This is a genomic window from Streptomyces sp. NPDC107581 (assembly GCF_055657175.1).
This window is the reverse complement of the sequence record NZ_JBVKBH010000003.1, coordinates 650,661-668,788: the sequence shown is the minus strand read 5'-3', so window position 1 is coordinate 668,788 and position 18,128 is coordinate 650,661. Positions and strand designations below refer to the sequence as shown.

At 72.1% G+C, this 18,128-nt stretch carries 14 protein-coding genes; 10 read left to right on the top strand and 4 right to left on the bottom strand.

Annotated features, from left to right (window positions below; all coding sequences use genetic code 11):
• The first annotated feature begins 83 nt into the window (after nt 1–83).
• Entirely contained in the window at nt 84–2,300 is a 2,217-nt protein-coding gene (locus tag ACZ7P3_RS09695) for an MMPL family transporter (protein WP_472080217.1), read from the top strand.
• A gap of 30 nt (nt 2,301–2,330) precedes the next feature.
• Nucleotides 2,331–3,374 (top strand): zinc-dependent alcohol dehydrogenase family protein, encoded by a 1,044-nt coding sequence (locus ACZ7P3_RS09690; protein ID WP_472080216.1) that lies wholly within the window; start codon nt 2,331–2,333, stop codon nt 3,372–3,374.
• A gap of 37 nt (nt 3,375–3,411) precedes the next feature.
• Here ACZ7P3_RS09690 and ACZ7P3_RS09685 read toward each other — a convergent pair whose 3' ends face one another.
• Nucleotides 3,412–3,612, bottom strand: a complete 201-nt coding sequence (locus ACZ7P3_RS09685) for a helix-turn-helix transcriptional regulator (protein ID WP_472080215.1) — start codon at nt 3,610–3,612, stop codon at nt 3,412–3,414.
• 509 nt (nt 3,613–4,121) lie between these two features.
• Complete coding sequence (locus tag ACZ7P3_RS09680; protein ID WP_472080213.1) at nt 4,122–5,036, bottom strand: sugar phosphate isomerase/epimerase family protein; 915 nt, start codon at nt 5,034–5,036, stop codon at nt 4,122–4,124.
• A gap of 124 nt (nt 5,037–5,160) precedes the next feature.
• Here ACZ7P3_RS09680 and iolC point away from each other — a divergent pair, with 124 nt between their 5' ends.
• The 5 genes from iolC to mmsA are packed head-to-tail and all read left to right on the top strand — an operon-like array spanning nt 5,161 to nt 11,289.
• Nucleotides 5,161–6,111: a 5-dehydro-2-deoxygluconokinase gene (gene iolC, locus ACZ7P3_RS09675; protein ID WP_472080211.1), complete on the top strand. Its 951-nt coding sequence runs from the start codon at nt 5,161–5,163 to the stop codon at nt 6,109–6,111.
• 59 nt (nt 6,112–6,170) lie between these two features.
• Nucleotides 6,171–7,055: a Cgl0159 family (beta/alpha)8-fold protein gene (locus tag ACZ7P3_RS09670; RefSeq protein ID WP_472080342.1), complete on the top strand. Its 885-nt coding sequence runs from the start codon at nt 6,171–6,173 to the stop codon at nt 7,053–7,055.
• 7 nt (nt 7,056–7,062) lie between these two features.
• Entirely contained in the window at nt 7,063–7,887 is an 825-nt protein-coding gene (gene iolB, locus ACZ7P3_RS09665; protein ID WP_472080210.1) for a 5-deoxy-glucuronate isomerase, read from the top strand.
• Nucleotides 7,884–9,770, top strand: a complete 1,887-nt coding sequence (gene iolD / locus ACZ7P3_RS09660; protein WP_472080208.1) for a 3D-(3,5/4)-trihydroxycyclohexane-1,2-dione acylhydrolase (decyclizing) — start codon at nt 7,884–7,886, stop codon at nt 9,768–9,770. The genes iolB and iolD overlap by 4 nt, the downstream gene beginning before the upstream one ends.
• Nucleotides 9,771–9,786: 16 nt before the next feature.
• A complete protein-coding gene (mmsA, locus tag ACZ7P3_RS09655; RefSeq protein WP_472080207.1) occupies nt 9,787–11,289 on the top strand; it encodes a CoA-acylating methylmalonate-semialdehyde dehydrogenase in 1,503 nt (500 codons plus the stop codon).
• A 54-nt stretch (nt 11,290–11,343) separates the two neighbouring features.
• On the opposite strand, the gene ACZ7P3_RS09650 is transcribed toward mmsA, so the two are convergent.
• Complete coding sequence (locus tag ACZ7P3_RS09650; protein WP_472080206.1) at nt 11,344–12,177, bottom strand: SCO4651 family lipoprotein; 834 nt, start codon at nt 12,175–12,177, stop codon at nt 11,344–11,346.
• A gap of 430 nt (nt 12,178–12,607) precedes the next feature.
• On the opposite strand from ACZ7P3_RS09650, the gene ACZ7P3_RS09645 reads away from it, so the two are divergent.
• On the top strand, nt 12,608–14,014 hold the full coding sequence (locus ACZ7P3_RS09645; protein ID WP_472080205.1) for an APC family permease: 1,407 nt from the start codon (nt 12,608–12,610) through the stop codon (nt 14,012–14,014).
• 3 nt (nt 14,015–14,017) lie between these two features.
• On the opposite strand, the gene ACZ7P3_RS09640 is transcribed toward ACZ7P3_RS09645, so the two are convergent.
• The gene (locus ACZ7P3_RS09640; RefSeq protein WP_472080204.1) at nt 14,018–14,434 is read right to left on the bottom strand and encodes a GNAT family N-acetyltransferase; all 417 of its coding nucleotides are present in this window, start codon (nt 14,432–14,434) and stop codon (nt 14,018–14,020) included.
• Nucleotides 14,435–14,666: 232 nt separating this feature from the next.
• Between ACZ7P3_RS09640 and ACZ7P3_RS09635 the strand changes: the two genes are divergently transcribed.
• Together ACZ7P3_RS09635 and ACZ7P3_RS09630 are read left to right on the top strand one after the other, a co-directional pair.
• Nucleotides 14,667–17,264: a CocE/NonD family hydrolase gene (locus ACZ7P3_RS09635; RefSeq protein ID WP_472080340.1), complete on the top strand. Its 2,598-nt coding sequence runs from the start codon at nt 14,667–14,669 to the stop codon at nt 17,262–17,264.
• Nucleotides 17,261–18,124, top strand: a complete 864-nt coding sequence (locus ACZ7P3_RS09630; protein WP_472080203.1) for an ABC transporter permease — start codon at nt 17,261–17,263, stop codon at nt 18,122–18,124. Before ACZ7P3_RS09635 ends, ACZ7P3_RS09630 begins: the two co-directional genes overlap by 4 nt.
• Nucleotides 18,125–18,128: the final 4 nt, after the last annotated feature.

Here is an 18,128-nt window from a genome sequence, read left to right as displayed (position 1 = left end):
CCAGTCTATGGCAATGACCGACCCGTGCTGCCTGGCTGACCGGACATGGGTCCAGGTGAACAAGGTGAAGGGGACACCGCACGATGACCGAAGTCAACAAGGCGGCGCACACGGAGGACGGGCCGCCTCGGCCCGGCGGATGGACGCGGTTCGTCACCGCCCGCCCGCGTCTGTCGCTGCTGGTGGCCCTGGTACTGACCGCGCTCGCCGTGCTGGCGGGCAGCGGCGTCGCGGACCGTCTGGGCAGCGGCGGCTGGGAGGACCCGGCCGCCGAGTCGACGTATGCGACCAAGGCGCTGGAGCGGGCGTTCCCCGACTCCCAGCCCAATCTCCTGCTCCTGGTGGACTCCGGCCGCGCCTCGGTCGACGATCCGGCGGTCGCGGCCCGAGCCCGCGACCTGGCCGAGCGGCTGGCCGCGGAGCCCGGGGTGACCGGCGTCGGCTCCTACTGGCAGGCCGCGCCCCCGGCGTCCGCCGGCCTGCGTGCCAAGGACGGCCATGAGGCACTGATCGCCGCCCGTATCACCGGCGACGAGAACGCCATGGGCAAGACCCTGGACCGGATAGCCCCCCACTACCGGGGCACGCACGGCCCGCTCCAGGTGAAGATCGGCGGCATCGTCGCGGTGCGGCACGAGATGCAGACGATCATCAAGGAGGACCTCACCCGCGCCGAGATGATCGCCCTGCCGATCACGCTGCTGTTGCTGGTGATGGTCTTCGGCAGCGCGATCGCGGCCCTGCTGCCGCTGGGCATCGGCATCGTCGCCATCCTGGGCACGAACGCGGTGCTGCGCGGCCTGACGTCCTTCACCGACGTCTCGGTCTTCGCGCTGAACCTCACCACCGCCCTCGGTCTCGGCCTCGCCATCGACTACGCCCTGTTCATCGTGCGCCGCTACCGCGAGGAACTGTCCACCGGAGCCGACCCGTTGACCGCCGTCGGTACGACGCTGCGCACGGCCGGCCGTACGGTGCTCTTCTCCGCCCTCACCGTGGCGGTCTCCCTGGCCGCCATGATGGTCTTCCCGCAGTACTTCCTGCGCTCCTTCGCCTATGCCGGCATCGCGGTGGTCCTGCTGGCCGCGGCCGCCGCCCTGATCCTGCTCCCGGCGGCCCTGATCCTGCTCGGCCACCGGGTCAACTCCCTCGACCTGCGCCGCCTCTTCCGCCGGACCCCGAAGCCCTCCGGCGCCGAGGGGACCGCCTGGGCGCGCACCGCCTCGCTGGTGATGCGCCGCGCCCCGCTCTTCGCACTCGGCACCACCGCCCTGCTGGTCATCCTCGGGCTGCCCTTCATGGGCGTGAAGTTCGGCACCGCCGACGACCGCCAGCTGCCCTCGGGCGCCGAGTCGCACGTGGTGCAGCAGCACCTTCGCGACGGCTTCCCGGGCAGCCCCGGCGGCGACCTGGAGGTCTTCGCCGAGGGCAGGGCCACCGCCGCGCAGTACGCCGCCTACAAGCAGCGGGTGGCCGCCCTGCCCGCGGTGGTCCGGGTGGAGGGCCCGCTGGTCAGGGGCGACTCGGCCTACTTCACGGTGCAGCCGGAGGGCGAGGCCGTCGACACCGCCGCCCAGCGCCTGGTCGGTGACCTGCGCTCGCTGAAGGCCCCCTTCGACACCAAGGTGACCGGCACGGCCGCCGTCCTGGTCGACTCCAAGCACGCGATAGGCGAACGCCTGCCCTGGGCCGCGGCGTTCATCGCGATCGTCACCCTGCTGCTGGTCTTCCTGCTCACCGGCAGCGTGGTGATACCCCTGCAAGCGGTGGTGCTCAACGCACTCAGCCTCACGGCGATGTTCGGCGCGGTGGTCTGGGTCTTCCAGGACGGCCATCTGTCCGGCGCGCTCGGCTTCACCAGCCCCGGCTCGATCGAGACCACACTGCCCGTGCTGATGTTCTGCGTGGCCTTCGGCCTCTCCATGGACTACGGCGTGTTCCTGCTCTCCCGCATCAAGGAGGAGTACGAGCGCACCGGCGACCACAGCGAGGCGGTCCGCCACGGACTTCAGCGCACCGGCGGGCTGATCACCGCGGCGGCGGTCATCCTCGCGGTGGTGATGGTCGCCATCGGCACCTCACGGGTGACCAACACCAAGATGCTGGGCCTCGGCATCGCCCTCGCGGTGCTGATGGACGCGATGGTCGTGCGCAGCCTCCTGGTTCCGGCGATCATGCGGCTCACCGGCCGTGCCACCTGGTGGGCCCCGGCACCGCTGCGCCGCTTCCACCAGCGGTTCGGCCTGAGCGAGGGCGAGCCGGCCGCGCCCGCCGAGGTGAAGGAGACGGCAGCGGTGTGAAGCCGCCGGCCGCCGTGGCAGGGTGAGCGGATGAGAGCCGTGGTGTTCGAGCAGTTCGGGGAGCGGGCCGGGGTGCGGGAGGTGCCGGATCCGGTGCCCGCCGAGCACGGGGTGGTGGTGCGGGTCGAGGCGACCGGGCTGTGCCGCAGCGACTGGCACGGCTGGCAGGGCCACGACCCGGACATCACGCTGCCGCACGTGCCGGGGCACGAACTCGCCGGTGTCGTCGAGGCGGTGGGGGCCAGGGTGACCGGATGGCGGGCCGGTGACCGGGTCACCGTGCCGTTCGTCTGCGCCTGCGGCAGCTGTCCGTCCTGTGCGGCCGGCGACCAGCAGGTGTGCGAGCGCCAGACCCAGCCCGGCTTCCACCACTGGGGCTCCTTCGCCCAGTACGTGGCCCTCGGCCACGCCGATGTGAACCTGGTCGCGATACCGGACGGGATGACGTACGCCACGGCCGCCGCCCTCGGCTGCCGCTTCGCCACCGCCTTCCGCGCGGTGGTGCAGCAGGGCCGGGTGGCGGCGGGGGAGTGGGTGGCGGTGCACGGCTGCGGCGGGGTCGGATTGTCGGCGGTGATGATCGCGGCGGCCTCGGGGGCGCGGGTGGTCGCCGTCGACGTATCGCCCCGGGCGCTGGACCTGGCGCGGAAGTTCGGCGCGGTGCACTGCGTGGACGCGGCCCGGGTGCGCGACACGGCGGCGGCCGTGCGCGAGCTGACCGGCGGCGGCGCCCGTCTCTCCCTGGACGCGCTCGGCTCGCCGGTCACCTGCGCGGCCTCCGTCGACTGCCTGCGTCGCCGCGGCAGGCACGTCCAGGTGGGCCTGCTGCCTTCACCGGACGGCACCACCCCCGTCCCGCTGGCCCGTGCCACAGCGCTGGAACTCGAACTCCTGGGCAGCCACGGCATGGCCGCCCACGCCTATCCGGGGATGCTGGAGCTGGTCGGGTCCGGGGCGCTGCGCCCGGACCTGCTGGTGACGCGGACCATCACGCTCGACGCGGCCCCGGCGGCTCTCGCGGCCATGGGGACGGCACCGGGAGCGGGGGTCACGGTCATCGAGCCGTGGAGCTGACCGCTGTCCGTCGGCCGGGACCGTTCGGGGCGTCGGATCAGTCGGCTCTTCGGCCCCGGTTGCCCGGCCGGGTGGCGACCCAGGCCCGGACGGTGTCGGCGTACCAGAAGGGCTTGCCGCCCTCCACGTGATCGGGCGGCGGCAGCAGACCGTGCTTGCGATAGGACCGTACGGTGTCGGGCTGCACCCGGATGTGCGCCGCGATCTCTTTGTAGGACCAGAGCCTTCGGTCGGTCATGGGTTGCACCTCCCCGCGCGCGCCGCGGCGGCGGCCGTGGGCGGCCGTCGGGGGAGCCGGGCGCTGCGCTGGCGATCACCAAGCGTGTGCCCGGTGAACGATGCGCGGTGACTGCCGGAAAGCGTCTGTTGACCTAGTGTGACGGACCGTGCGTACGGATGTGACGCGCGTTACACGCTGGAGGTGTTTGTGACGCGGCCGCAGCAATGGGGCGCGCCGGCACGGGGGTGGCGTGGGTCGACCGGACGGCCCGGAAGCGCGTAGGCGCGTGCGGCGCAGGGAACTGCCGGTGGCGCGCGTCGAGGGAGGGCGGGCCGGAACCCGCGCGCCGAGGGAGGGCGGGCCGGGACCCGCTGTGCCGAGCCCGGCCCGTCGGCTTCGCCGCATCTGCGGTGACCGCTCGGCCCTGATCGTCTCGGCTCCCCCTCTGCCGGGCCGCCCGGGCCCCCGCCTCCCGCGGGGGTCCGGGCCCCGCACAGCCGGCGCCCCCGCCATGTCCGTGGGCGTCCCTACGCCCCGCACGACCTGAGGAACGCCCGCGTCCGGCGGGCGATCGGAAGGGGAGTGCTCGGCTCGCAGGGGTACATGTCCTGCTCGACGATCGCGAACAGGTCGGTGTCCAGCTTCTGCGCCGCTTCCAGGACCGGGCCCAGCGCGGGCACTCCGGCAGGGGGCTCGCACATCACGCCCTGGGCGACCGCCGGGCCGAACGGCGTGCCCTTCGCGTGCACGTCGGCCAGGATCTCCGGGTCCACCTGCTTCAGATGCAGATACCCGATCCGCTCGCCGTAGGTCTCGATCAGTTTGACGCTGTCCCCGCCGCAGTAGGCGTAGTGCCCGGTGTCCAGGCAGAGCGACACCAGCGCGGAGTCGGTGCCGTCGAGGAAGCGGGTGACGTTCTCCTCGGTGTCGATGTGGGTGTCCGCGTGCGGGTGGACGACGATCGTCAGGCCGTACCGCTCCCGCACCTCGTGCCCGAGGCGCTCGGTCAGTGAGGTCAGATTCCGCCACTGCTCGGGGGTCAGCTCGGACGGCTCCAGCACCCGGCCCGTCTTGTCGTCGCGCCAGAAGGACGGGATGACGACCAGATGGCGGGCGCCCATCGCCCGGGTCAGGGCGGCGATGTCCGAGACGTGTGCCCAGGTCTTGTCCCACACGGCCGCGCCGTGGTGCAGGCCGGTGAAGACCGTGCCCGCCGACACCTTCAGATCGCGCCGGGCGACCTCCTCGGCGAGCACGGCCGGGTCGGTCGGCAGATAGCCGTAGGGGCCCAGCTCGATCCACTCGTAGCCCGAGTCGGCGACCTCGTCGAGGAACCGCTGCCAGGGGACTTGCTTCGGGTCGTCCGGGAACCACACGCCCCAGGAGTCGGGCGCCGATCCGATCCGGATACGGGAAAGTGAGGAGGGTGACAAGGACGTCATGGCCGTCAGCGTGCGGGGCCGTGGAAAGGGGTGTCAAGGTCTCGTCCGAATGTCCGGACAAAATATTGACAGGGCTCGACGGACAGGACTAGAAATCCGGGGAGAGCCTGACGAAGGGAAGCCGATGGCGTACGACCTGATCACCATGGGGCGGATCGGAGTGGACCTCTATCCGTTGCAGACCGGTGTCCCGCTCGCGCAGGTGTCGTCCTTCGGCAAGTTCCTCGGCGGGTCGGCGGCGAACGTGGCGGTGGCCGCGTCCCGGCTCGGCCGGCGGACCGCCGTGATCACCCGCACCGGCGACGACCCGTTCGGCGCCTATCTGCACGAGGCGCTGCGCGGCTTCGGCGTCGACGACCGCTGGGTCACCCCGGTGGCCGGGCTGCCCACGCCGGTCACCTTCTGCGAGGTCTTCCCGCCGGACGACTTCCCGCTGTACTTCTACCGGCAGCCCAAGGCACCCGACCTGGAGATCGACCCCCGCGACCTGGATCTGGACGCCGTGCGCGAGGCGGGCATCTTCTGGGTCACCGGCACCGGCCTGAGCGAGGAGCCCAGCCGCAGCGCCACCCTCGCGGCCCTCGCCCACCGGGCGAAGTCGGGCACGACGGTCTTCGACCTCGACTGGCGCCCCATGTTCTGGAAGGACCCGGGTGCGGCCCGCCCCTTCTACGCCGAGGCCCTGCGCCACACCACCGTCGCCGTCGGCAACCTGGACGAGGTGGAGGTCGCCACCGGGGTGCGCGAGCCGCACGCCGCAGCCCGCGCCCTCCTCGACGCCGGCGTCGAGATCGCCGTGGTCAAGCAGGGCCCCAAGGGCGTCCTCGCCGTGAACAGCAAGGGCGAGTCGGCCGAGGTCCCGCCGCTCCCGGTCACCGTTCTCAACGGACTGGGCGCCGGGGACGCCTTCGGCGGCTCCCTGTGCCACGGTCTGCTAACGGGCTGCGACCTGGAGACGATCATGCGGCACGCCAACGCGGCCGGTGCCATCGTCGCCTCCCGCCTGGAGTGCTCCTCCGCGATGCCCACCCCCGCCGAGGTGGCCGCCGCGCTCGAGGCCGGAGCGGTGCTGTGAGGGCCGGTCGCGTGGCTGGCACGCACACCGAGGGCGGGGACACCGCCCGGCAGCCCCGCGTGGACGTCTCCGCGCTGGTCCGCACCCGCACCCACCACCCCGAGGCGATCGCCGAGGCCGCGCAGCGACGGGCCCGCCGCCCGCTGCTCGACGAGAACGGCCGGCTGATGATCGTCGCCGCCGACCACCCCGCCCGCGGAGCGCTCGGCGTCGGTGACCGCAAGCTCGCCATGGCCAACCGCGCCGACCTGCTGGAACGGCTGTGCCTCGCGCTGTCCCGGCCGGGCGTCGACGGCGTCCTCGCCACCGCCGACATCCTGGACGACCTTCTCCTGCTCGGCGCCCTCGACCACAAGGTGGTCATGGGCTCGATGAACCGCGGCGGCCTGCAGGGCGCCACCTTCGAGCTGGACGACCGCTTCACCGGCCACCGCCCCGAGGACATCCAGCGGCTCGGCTTCGACGCCGGCAAGCTGCTGCTGCGCATCGACTACGACGACCCGGGCTCCCTGACCACCCTGGAGTCCACCGCCCGTGCCATCGACGCGATGGCCGCGCACCGGCTGCCCGTCTTCGTGGAGCCGTTCATCAGCCGGCGCGGCCCCGACGGACGGCTGCGCAACGACCTGAGCGCCGAGGCGGTCACCAAGTCCATCGCCATCGCCTCGGGCCTCGGCGGCTCCTCGGCCTATACCTGGCTGAAGGTGCCGGTCACCGAGAACCCCGACGACATGGCGCGGGTCATGGAGACCTCGACCCTGCCGGCCGTGCTGCTCGGCGGCGACATCGGCGACTCCCCCGAGCAGCAGGTCGCCGCGTACGAGAAGTGGCGCGGCGCGCTGCAACTGCCCACCGTGCGCGGCCTGGTGGTCGGCCGCTCGCTGCTGTACCCGGCGGACGGCGATGTGGCCGCCGCCGTGGACACCGCCGTAGGACTGCTGTGAGGGCCGCATGACCAGCACCGACCTGCATCTGCCCCGGGGCGCCACCGCGAACGCCCCGTACGCCCTCGACATCGACCCGAAGCGGGCCGGCTGGGCGCACAGCAGCCTGCGCATCGTGGAGTTGTCACCGGGCGGTACGCATACGTTCACCGCCGGGGACAGTGAGTGGATCGTGCTTCCGCTGGAAGGCGGATGTACCGTGCGAATCGAGGAAGACGAGTTCCAACTCCTGGGCCGGGAAAGCGTGTTCGCGTCGGCTTCCGACTTCGCGTATGTGCCCCGCGACACCCGGGTCCTGATCGCCTCCGGCGCGGGAGGCCGCTTCGCCCTGGCAGGAGCGAAGTGCGAGCGACGACTCCCCGCCCGCTACGGCCCCGCGCCGGAGGTCCCCGTCGAGCACCGCGGCAGCGGCACCTGTGCCCGCCAGGTGCGCAACTTCGCCTCCGCCGACTCCTTCGACTGCGACAAGCTGATCGCCGTGGAGGTGATCACCCCCGGCGGCAACTGGTCCTCGTACCCGCCGCACAAGCACGACGAGCACCGGCCGGGCGAGGAGTCCGAGCTGGAGGAGATCTACTACTTCGAGATCGACGGACCGAACGGTCTCGGCTATCAGCGCGTATTCCCCTCACGCGAGGGCGGGACCGACGTCCTCGCCGAGGTCCGCTCCGGCGACGCCGTCCTCGTCCCGGACGGCTGGCACGGCCCGTCGATCGCCCAGCCCGGCCACACCATGTACTACCTCAACGTCATGGCCGGGCCCGGCGCGACACGGGAGTGGCGGATCTGCTTCCACCCGGACCACGTAGAAAGCAGTGGGGGGTACCGATGACCACCTCGACGACGAGGCTCACGGTCGCACAGGCACTCGTACGCTTCCTCGCCGCCCAGTACACGGAGCGCGACGGCGAGCGGCAGCGGCTGATCGGCGCGACCTGGGGCATCTTCGGGCACGGCAATGTGGCCGGGCTCGGCCAGGCGCTGATCGAGTACGCCGACGTCATGCCGTACCACCAGGGCCGCAACGAGCAGTCCATGGTGCACGCGGCGGTCGGCTACGCCCGCCAGTCCAACCGCCTGTCCACGCACGCGGTGACCACGTCGATCGGCCCCGGCGCGACGAACCTCGTCACCGGCGCCGCCCTCGCGACCATCAACCACCTGCCGGTCCTGCTCCTGCCCGGCGACGTCTTCGCCACCCGCCCCGCCGACCCGGTGCTCCAGCAGCTGGAGGTGCCGTACGCGGGCGATGTGTCGGTCAACGACACCCTGCGCCCGGTCTCGCGCTTCTTCGACCGGATCACCCGGCCCGAGGCGCTGATCCCCGGCGCGCTGCAGGCCGTGCGGGTCCTCACCGACCCCGTCGAGACGGGCGCGGTCACCCTCGCCCTGCCGCAGGACGTGCAGGCGGAGGCGTACGACTGGCCCGAGGACTTCTTCGCCGAGCGCGTGTGGACCGTGCGGCGTCCGGGCGCGGACCCCACCGAGCTGGCCGAGGCCGTCCGGGCGGTCCGGGCCGCGAGGCGGCCCCTCGTCGTCGCGGGCGGCGGCGTCCACCACAGCCGCGCCGAGGAGGCACTCGCCGAGTTCGCCGAAGCCACCCGGATACCGGTCGCCTCCACCCAGGCCGGCAAGGGCTCCCTGCGCCACGACCACCCGCAGGACGCCGGCGGTGTCGGCCACACCGGCACCGCCACCGCCGATGAGCTGGCCCGCACCGCGGACCTGGTGATCGGTGTGGGCACCCGTTACACCGACTTCACCACCGCCTCCGGCACCCTCTTCGAGAACCCGGACGTGCGTTTCCTGAACCTCAACATCGCCCCCTTCGACGGCCACAAGCTGGCCGGGCTGCCGCTGGTCGCCGACGCGCGCAGCGGGCTGGGCGAGCTGACCGAGGCGCTGGTGATGCACGGGCACCGGGCCGCCGACTCCTACGTCACCGAGTACACCGAGGACAAGGAGCGCTGGGAGCAGCGCGTCGACGCCTGCTTCGAGGCCGACGAGCCGGACATACGTCCCACACAGCCGCAGGTCATCGGGGTGCTGGACGCCCTGGTGGACGAGACGGACATCATCGTGGGCGCGGCCGGCTCGCTCCCCGGCGACCTGCACAAGCTGTGGCGCACCCGATCCCGGGACCAGTACCACCTGGAGTACGGCTACTCCTGCATGGGCTACGAGATCCCGGCCGCGATCGGCGTGAAGCTCGCCGCGCCCGAGCGGAACGTGTGGGCGCTGGTCGGCGACGGCACCTATCTGATGATGCCGACGGAGATCGTGACCGCCGTCCAGGAGGGCGTCGCGATCAAGATGCTGCTCGTGCAGAACCACGGGTACGCCTCGATCGGCGGTCTGTCGGAGTCGGTGGGCGGTGAGCGGTTCGGCACGGCGTACCGTCACCGGTGCGACGACGGCACCTTCACCGGGGCCCCGCTGCCCGTCGACCTCGCCGCCAACGCGGCCAGCCTCGGCATGCGCGTGCTGCGCGCGAGGACCGTGCGGGACCTGCGCGCGGCGCTCGCCGAGGCGCGGGCCGCCGACACTCCCACATGTGTCTACGTGGAGACCGAAACGTCCGACACTGTGTCGGGCGCGCCTCCGGCGCAGGCCTGGTGGGATGTTCCTGTGGCCGAGACCGCGACCCGATCGTCCGCGGTCAAGGCACGTGAGCTGTACGAACGGCACGTCTCGACCCGACGCCGCCATCTGTAATAAGGAGTCTCTGGGCATGACGAAGATCGTCAACCACTGGATCGGCGGCAAGACCGTCGAAGGCGCGTCGGGTACGTACGGGCCGGTCACGGACCCGGCGACCGGTGCGGTCACCACCAAGGTCGCGTTCGCGTCGGTCGAGGAGGTGGACGCGGCGGTCGCGACGGCCAAGGACGCCTTCGCGACCTGGGGCCAGTCCTCGCTGGCGCAGCGCACCTCGATCCTCTTCAAGTTCCGGGCGCTGCTGGACGCCAACCGGGACGCCATCGCGGAGCTGATCACCGCCGAGCACGGCAAGGTGCACTCCGACGCGCTCGGCGAGGTCGCGCGCGGCCTGGAGATCGTCGATCTGGCCTGCGGCATCAACGTCCAGCTCAAGGGCGAGCTGTCCACGCAGGTCGCGAACCGGGTCGACGTCTCGTCCCTGCGCCAGCCGCTCGGCGTCGTCGCGGGCATCACGCCCTTCAACTTCCCGGCGATGGTCCCGATGTGGATGTTCCCGATCGCCATCGCGACCGGCAACACCTTCGTGCTCAAGCCGAGCGAGAAGGACCCCTCCGCCGCCATCAAGATCGCCGAGCTGCTGTCCGAGGCCGGCCTGCCCGACGGCGTCTTCAACGTCGTCCACGGCGACAAGGTGGCCGTCGACCGCCTCCTGGACCACCCGGACGTCAAGGCCGTCTCCTTCGTCGGCTCGACCCCGATCGCCCGCTACATCCACACCACGGCCTCCGCGAACGGCAAGCGCGTCCAGGCCCTGGGCGGCGCCAAGAACCACATGCTGGTCCTCCCGGACGCCGACCTGGACGCGGCGGCGGACGCGGCCGTCAGCGCCGCCTACGGCTCCGCGGGCGAGCGCTGCATGGCCATCTCGGCCGTCGTCGCGGTCGGCGCCATCGGCGACCGGCTGGTCGACAAGATCCGCGAGCGCGCCGAGAAGATCAAGATCGGTCCCGGCAACGACCCGGCCTCCGAGATGGGCCCGCTGATCACCAAGGTCCACCGGGACAAGGTGGCCTCCTACGTCGAGGGCGCGGCGGCCGAGGGCGCCGAGGTCGTGCTCGACGGCACCGGCTACACGGTCGAGGGCTTCGAGGACGGTCACTGGATCGGCATCTCGCTGCTCGACAAGGTGCCGACCAGCGCGAAGGCCTACCAGGACGAGATCTTCGGCCCGGTGCTGTGCGTGCTGCGCGTCGACACCTACGAGGAGGGCCTGGCCCTCATCAACGCCTCGCCGTTCGGCAACGGCACCGCGATCTTCACCCGGGACGGCGGCGCGGCCCGCCGCTTCCAGCTGGAGGTCGAGGCCGGCATGGTCGGCGTGAACGTCCCGATCCCGGTCCCCGTCGGCTACCACTCCTTCGGCGGCTGGAAGGACTCGCTCTTCGGCGACCACCACATCTACGGCAACGACGGGACGCACTTCTACACCCGCGGCAAGGTCGTCACGACCCGCTGGCCGGACCCGTCCGAGGCCCCCGCGGGCGTCGACCTCGGGTTCCCGCGCAACCACTGACGCGCCCCGCGGTGCCCCGCCCTCCCCTTGGGAGAGGGCGGGGCACCGGCGCGTTCAGCCCTGCTGCTGCTTCTGCTGCTTCTTGAGCACCTCGGTGAGGTCGGCGGTCCGCGCGGCGGGCGGGGCCTTCACCGCGGCCGTCCTGCCGAACTTCTCGAAGTCCATGGTGACCGTCATGGTGCCCATCTTCTCCTTCAGCCGCACCGGAAGGTCACCGGAGCCGACCCAGACGTCCACGGCGATCGAGGTCCCCCCGGTCGCCTCGCTCAGCGCGCTGCCCTTGCCGTAGGCGTCCGTGAACGCGCCCATGTGCGCCTGGTCGACCATGGCGCGGTAGTGGGTCGTGCGCTTCCCGTCCACGGTCCGGGTGCCGAGGTTCTCCACGTCGTCGGCGTACTTCAGGCCCTTCATCGACGCCGAGGGGCTTCCGCCGCTCCCGGTGAAGGCCTGAGCGCCCTTCTCCCCGAACACGGCCGAGCCGTCGATCTTGATCCACTCCTTGCCCTTGTACGGGCCCCTGGCCGGCATGGCGACGTTGTAGTAGTAGGCGCCGTCGACGAACAGGCAGTGGATCTTGGAGGAGGGCTGCAGCGCCTGCATGTGCGCGGCGCTGGTGTCCATCTCGATGTCGAACGCGTACCCGTGCCCCCAGGAGTACGTGCCCTCCATCCCGATCGGCTTGCCGGTACCGTTCGAGACCGTCATCCGCACCTCGGCGGACCCGTAGTCCTCCGTGCGGTCCGTCGCCCGCGCCAGCGCCGCCATGATCGTGCGCGCGCCGTCCGCGGCCTTGACCGCCGTTCTCGCGTCCTGTGTGCCGCATCCGGACGTCGCCAGCAGCGCCGCCGCCGTGAACCCCGCCCAGGCGACCGTGTGCCGCATCTTCATGTCCCCACCCCAAGTGCCGTGTCTGTTGCGGCCGTGACTCTATCGGGGGCCACTGACATGTATGCGACCGGTTTTGACGTCCGGATACCGGACGTCCTGACATTTTTTTGACGCCTTGGCTGCGGTTCCCGTTCAGGCGGGATGAAACGGGTGACGAAGGGGCTACATCAAAATGACCTTCAAAAGCAAGGTCACCTTCCCTTGGGGCTTGATGGATGCACTTACAGGGCGTCGTGGCCTGTGAAAGTGATGCCGCGCAGCGCGTGCCCGAGGTGCGGATTCCGAAGGTAAACGGCCATTGACGCGGCGGTTTTCGTCGGGGTTCTCTATGCAGCGCCGGGAGCGGACGAGACGAACGTACGACGAGCCGCCGGAGGCGATAGCGCTCCCGACCCCCATCTCAGTCGCACGAGTCGATCGGAACCGCCGCATGACCGACACGCTCCGCCCTGTCGAGACAGCCGTCCTGGATGCCTCTGTGGCTTCTGACAGCCCTCAGAAGCTCAAGCGATCCATCGGCGTGGTCGGCGGCACCCTGCTCACGCTCTCGTGCGTCACGCCCGCCTCCACGCTCTTCGTGGTCGTCCCCGACCTGTTCGGCTCGCTCGGCACCGCCACCGCCCTGACGATCGCCATCGGCTCCCTCCTCTGTATCGCCGTGGCGTTCTGCTACTCCGAGCTGGGCACCCTCATCCCCAGCGCGGGCGGCGAGTACGCCATGGTGTCGACGATGGCCGGACGGCTCGCCGGCTGGCTGGTCTTCGTGCTGTCCCTGCTGGTCGTCATGATCGTGCCGCCGGTGATCGCGATGGGCACGGCGGACTACCTGTCACCCATCGTCCACCTCGACCCGTCGATGACCGGCGCCGGCGTGATGCTGCTCGCCACCCTCGCCGGCCTGCTCGACCTGCGCGCCAACGCCTGGATCACCGGCATCTTCCTGGTCCTGGAGGTCATCGCCGCCGGTGTCGTCGCCATGCTGGGCTTCACGCACAGCCACCGCGGCGTCGGCAGCCTGGTCTCCATGCAGGTGGCCGGCTCGAACGGCCACACCGACACCGTCACGGCCATGCTGGTCGTCTCCGGGCTCGCCATCGCCCTCTTCGTCACCCAGGGCTTCTCGACCGCCGTCTACCTCTCCGAGGAACTGGAGCACCCGCGCCGCAACGTGGCCCGCACGGTGCTGGCCACCCTCGCCATCTCCACCGTGATCATCCTGGTCCCGGTCGCCGCCATCACCATGGGCGCCTCCGACCTCAAGGAACTGACCGGCGGCGACATCAGCTCCATGGTCACCGCCTGGTCCAACTCCGCGGTCGGCACCTTCGTCAGCCTCTGCGTGGCCCTCGCGATCATCAACGCGGGCATCGTCATGGTCATCCAGAACTCCCGCGTCCTGTTCGCCTCCGCCCGCGACAAGGCCTGGCCCGGCCCGGTCAACAGTGTCTTCTCCAAGCTCGGCCGCTTCGGCTCCCCCTGGGTCGCCACGCTCGCGGTCGGCGTCCCCGGCGCGCTGCTCTGCTTCGTCAACCTGGACACCCTCTACGGCGTCACCGGCGTCTCGGTGACCGGCATGTACCTGCTGGTCGCGGTCGCCGCCCTGCTGGCCCGCCGCGGCTCCCACCAGCACACGCCGGCCTGGCGGATGCCGCTGTGGCCCGCGATGCCGGTCCTGCTGATCGCGGTCCTCGGCTACATCCTCACCCAGCAGGAGGCGAGCTACCTGCTGTGGACCGGCGGCATCACCGCGGTCGCCACGCTCTACTGGGCCTTCTACCTCCGCCCGCGCCGCGACACCCGCTGGCTGGTGTCCATCCCGGAGGACGCGCAGGCCTGACGGTCAGCCGAGGTCCCACGTCACCACCGTGCACGTCCCGTCGTCCTTGCCGCCCGCACTGCGATACGCGGCAAGGGCGACGTCGTTCCCGGCCTCGACCCCGACCCACATGCCGTAACAGCCGCGCTCCCGGGCCAGGCCGGCCAGCCGCAGCACCAGCGCCCGCCCGATCCCACGGCGCCGGTACGGCTCCGCGACCGCCAGCTCGTACAGGAACATCTCGGTGCCCTTGTCGGGGTGCACGGTCTCGACCCCGCTGACGAAACCGGCCGGAACGTCCCCGCCGTCCTCGTACGCCAGGAACAGATGGTGCCCTGCGGTGCCGAGGAAGCGCTCCGCCCACTCGGTGCGCACGGGGTGGTCGAAGAGCGGGCCGGCGGCGGCGACCTCGGTGACGGACGTGGCTCGGCGAATCTCCATGGGGTCTCTCGTACCACGTTCGAAGTACGCGGCGGCAGAGCCGTACTCCCCAAGGAGGGGCCGGGGTTCAGCCCGGCGGCCGCATCCGTTGTCGGCGGCGGCCCGTACCGTGGGAGGCATGGATCTTCACCGGCCCCCGGAGGGGCGCGCACCGGCCGAGGCGCCCCTCCGGGGGCGAAGGGCGCGGGGCGTGCCCGCGCTGCGAGGACTGCTGAAGGGGCCGCGCCGGCTGATGGCCGCCGTGGCCGCCGTCGTGGTGCTCGCCGGCGCCGGCACCTGGACGGCCGTCGCCTCCGACGAGGCACCGCCGGTGCACCGCAGCGACCGGGTCATGACCATGGCCGACGGGACGCGCATCGACACCTCCTACTTCACCGGCGCCCGGGCCGGACGCCGCCCCGCGGTCCTGCTGGGGCACGGCTTCGGCGGCACCAAGGACGACGTGCGCGAGGAGGCCGAGGACTTCGCCCGTGCCGGATACGCGGTGCTGACCTGGTCGGCACGCGGCTTCGGGCACTCGACCGGGAAGATCGGGCTGAACGACCCGCGGCACGAGGTCGCCGACGTCTCCCGGCTCATCGACTGGCTGGCGAAGCAGCCCCAGGTCCGCCTCGACAAGCCGGGCGACCCGCGCGTGGGCATGGCCGGCGGCTCCTACGGCGGCGCGATCTCCCTGCTCGCCGCCGGATACGACCACCGGGTCGACGCCATCGCCCCGGCCATCACCTACTGGAACCTGGCCGACGCCCTGTTCCCGAACGGCGTGTTCAAGAAGCTCTGGGCCGGCATCTTCTTCAACACCGGGGGCGGCTGCGCCAGGTTCGAGCCCGACCTGTGCCGGATGTACGACCGCGTCGCCGAGTCCGGCACCCCGGACGCCGCCGCCCGCAGGCTGCTGGAGGAGCGCTCGCCGTCCGCGGTCGCGGACCGCATCAAGGTGCCCACCCTGCTGGTGCAGGGCCAGACCGACTCCCTGTTCACCCTCGCCCAGTCCGACGCGGCCGCGAAGGCCGTCCGCGCGGGCGGCGCCCCGGTCGACGTCGACTGGATCGCGGGCGGGCACGACGGCGGCGACCTGGAGAACGCCCGGGTGCAGGGCCGGGTGGAGGCCTGGTTCGACCGCTACCTCAAGGACGACAGGTCCGCCGACACCGGCCCGGCCTTCCGCATCACCCGCACCGGAGGCGTCGACTCCACCACCGGCGCCGCCCAGATGCGCGGCGCGAGCGCCAAGAGCTATCCCGGCCTGCACGACCACCAGCGCGCCATCGCCCTGACCGGCGGCGAGCAGCGCTTCGCCAACCCGGCCGGCGCCAGCCCGCCCGGCGTCTCCGCCCTGCCCGGCCTCGGCGGCACGGGCGGCCTCGCCCAGCTGTCCGCGCTCGGCGTCGGCGTCTCCCTCGACTTCCCCGGCCAGTACGCGAAGTTCGACTCCGCCCCGGTCGCCGCCGACCTCACGGTCACCGGCTCGCCGACGGTGACCGCCCATGTCACCTCCACCACCCAGGACGCCGTCCTCTTCGGCAAGGTCTACGACGTCGGCCCCGGCGGCACCCGGCAGGTGCTGCCCTCCCAGCTCGTCGCACCCCTGCGGGTGACCGGCGCCAGGACCGGCAAGGACGTCACGATCACCCTCCCGGCGATCGACCACGAGGTGCAGAAGGGCCATCGGCTCCGCCTGGTCCTCGCCTCCACCGACCTCGGCTACGCCTCCCCGGCCGCCCCGGCGACCTACACCGTCTCCCTCAAGGGAGCCCTGAGCGTGCCCACGGCCCCCGCCGTCACCACCGCGGCCGCGCCCCTGCCCGCCTGGGTGTGGTGGCTGCCCCTGGCCGGTGCCGCCGCGGCGCTCGCCCTGCTGGTGGCCGGACGCCGCCGTACGACCGCCCCCGCGCCCGACCCGCAGCTCGCCGAAGTCCCCCTGCAGATAACGGACCTGAGCAAGCGCTACGCCAAGTCGGCCGACCGGTACGCGGTGCGCGAGCTGTCGTTCCGCGTGGAGAAGGGCCAGGTCCTCGGCCTGCTCGGGCCCAACGGCGCGGGCAAGACCACCACCCTGCGCATGCTGATGGGCCTGATCAAGCCGGACGGCGGCGAGATCCGCGTCTTCGGCCACGCCATCCGGCCCGGCGCGCCGGTGCTGTCGAGGGTCGGCGCCTTCGTGGAGGGCGCGGGCTTCCTGCCGCACCTGTCCGGCCGGGAGAACCTGGAGCTGTACTGGCGGGCGACCGGCCGCCCGCCCGAGGACGCCCACCTGGCCGAGGCCCTGGAGATCGCCGGCCTCGGCGACGCCCTCGCCCGCGCGGTGCGCACCTACTCCCAGGGCATGCGCCAGCGCCTCGCCATCGCCCAGGCCATGCTCGGCCTGCCCGACCTGCTCATCCTGGACGAGCCCACCAACGGCCTCGACCCGCCCCAGATCCGCGAGATGCGCGAGGTGATGATCCGCTACGCGGCCGGCGGCCGCACGGTGATCGTCTCCAGCCATCTCCTCGCCGAGGTCGAGCAGTCCTGCACCCACCTGGTGGTGATGGACCGCGGCCGGCTCGTGCAGGCCGGTCCGGTGCGGGAGATCGTGGGCTCCGGCGACACGCTGCTGGTCGGCACCGGCACGCCCGTGGAGGAACCGGTCGTGGAGAAGATCGCCGCCCTGCCCGGCGTCGCCTCCGCCGTACGCGCCGAGGACGGGCTGCTGGTCCGTCTCGAACCCGGCGGCACGGCCGAGAACCTGGTCGTGGAGCTGGTGCGCCTGGAGGTGCCCGTCGCCTCGGTCGGCCCCCACCGGCGCCTGGAAGACGCCTTCCTCACCCTGATCGGAGGTTCCGCATGAGCGCGCTCACCGAGCCCGTCGAGGTCGCCTCCGGCTACCGCGCGGCCCGCACCCTGCCCCTGCGCGTCGAGCTGGCCCGGCAGCTCAAGCGGCGCCGCACGCTGGTCATGGGCGGGATCCTGGCCGCCCTGCCGTTCGTGCTGCTGATCGCCTTCGCGATCGGCGGCGACCCTGCGGGGCGCAACGGCCAGGTCACGCTGATGGACACGGCCACCGCGTCCGGCGCCAACTTCGCCGCGGTGAACCTGTTCGTCTCCGCGGGCTTCCTCCTGGTGATCCCGGTCGCCCTGTTCTGCGGGGACACGATCGCCTCGGAGGCGAGCTGGTCCTCGCTGCGCTATCTGCTCGCGGCGCCCGTGCCCCGGGCCCGCCTGCTGTGGTCCAAGCTCGTCGTGGCGCTCGGGCTCAGCCTCGCCGCGATGGTGCTGCTGCCCGTGGTGGCCCTTGTGGCCGGCACGGCAGCCTACGGCTGGGGCCCGCTGCAGATCCCCACCGGCGGCGCACTGGCCCCGGGTACGGCGGCCCAGCGGCTCGTGGTGGTCGTGGCGTACATCTTCGTGGCCCAACTGGTCACCGCCGGGCTGGCGTTCTGGCTGTCGACACGGACGGACGCCCCGCTGGGTGCGGTCGGCGGGGCGGTCGGCCTGACCATCGTCGGCAATGTCCTGGACGCCGTCACGGCCCTCGGCCACTGGCGCGACTTCCTGCCCGCGCACTGGCAGTTCGCCTGGGCCGACGCCGTCCAGCCGCACCCCGAGTGGTCCGGCATGCTCCAGGGCACGGCGATCTCCGTGACCTACGCCCTGGTGCTCTTCGCCCTCGCCTTCCGGGGGTTCGCCCGCAAGGACGTGGTGTCGTAGGGCG

Bases quoted from the DNA above. Each gene is read 5' to 3' on its own strand.
- ACZ7P3_RS09695 (WP_472080217.1), top strand. From the start codon at position 84: ATGACCGAAGTCAACAAGGCGGCGCACACGGAGGACGGGCCGCCTCGG.
- mmsA (WP_472080207.1), top strand. From the start codon at position 9,787: ATGACGAAGATCGTCAACCACTGGATCGGCGGCAAGACCGTCGAAGGC.
- ACZ7P3_RS09680 (WP_472080213.1), bottom strand. From the start codon at position 5,036: ATGACGTCCTTGTCACCCTCCTCACTTTCCCGTATCCGGATCGGATCG.
- iolC (WP_472080211.1), top strand. From the start codon at position 5,161: ATGGCGTACGACCTGATCACCATGGGGCGGATCGGAGTGGACCTCTAT.
- ACZ7P3_RS09630 (WP_472080203.1), top strand. From the start codon at position 17,261: ATGAGCGCGCTCACCGAGCCCGTCGAGGTCGCCTCCGGCTACCGCGCG.
- ACZ7P3_RS09690 (WP_472080216.1), top strand. From the start codon at position 2,331: ATGAGAGCCGTGGTGTTCGAGCAGTTCGGGGAGCGGGCCGGGGTGCGG.
- ACZ7P3_RS09635 (WP_472080340.1), top strand. From the start codon at position 14,667: ATGGCCGCCGTGGCCGCCGTCGTGGTGCTCGCCGGCGCCGGCACCTGG.
- iolD (WP_472080208.1), top strand. From the start codon at position 7,884: ATGACCACCTCGACGACGAGGCTCACGGTCGCACAGGCACTCGTACGC.
- ACZ7P3_RS09685 (WP_472080215.1), bottom strand. From the start codon at position 3,612: ATGACCGACCGAAGGCTCTGGTCCTACAAAGAGATCGCGGCGCACATC.
- ACZ7P3_RS09645 (WP_472080205.1), top strand. From the start codon at position 12,608: ATGACCGACACGCTCCGCCCTGTCGAGACAGCCGTCCTGGATGCCTCT.
- ACZ7P3_RS09650 (WP_472080206.1), bottom strand. From the start codon at position 12,177: ATGAAGATGCGGCACACGGTCGCCTGGGCGGGGTTCACGGCGGCGGCG.
- ACZ7P3_RS09640 (WP_472080204.1), bottom strand. From the start codon at position 14,434: ATGGAGATTCGCCGAGCCACGTCCGTCACCGAGGTCGCCGCCGCCGGC.
- iolB (WP_472080210.1), top strand. From the start codon at position 7,063: ATGACCAGCACCGACCTGCATCTGCCCCGGGGCGCCACCGCGAACGCC.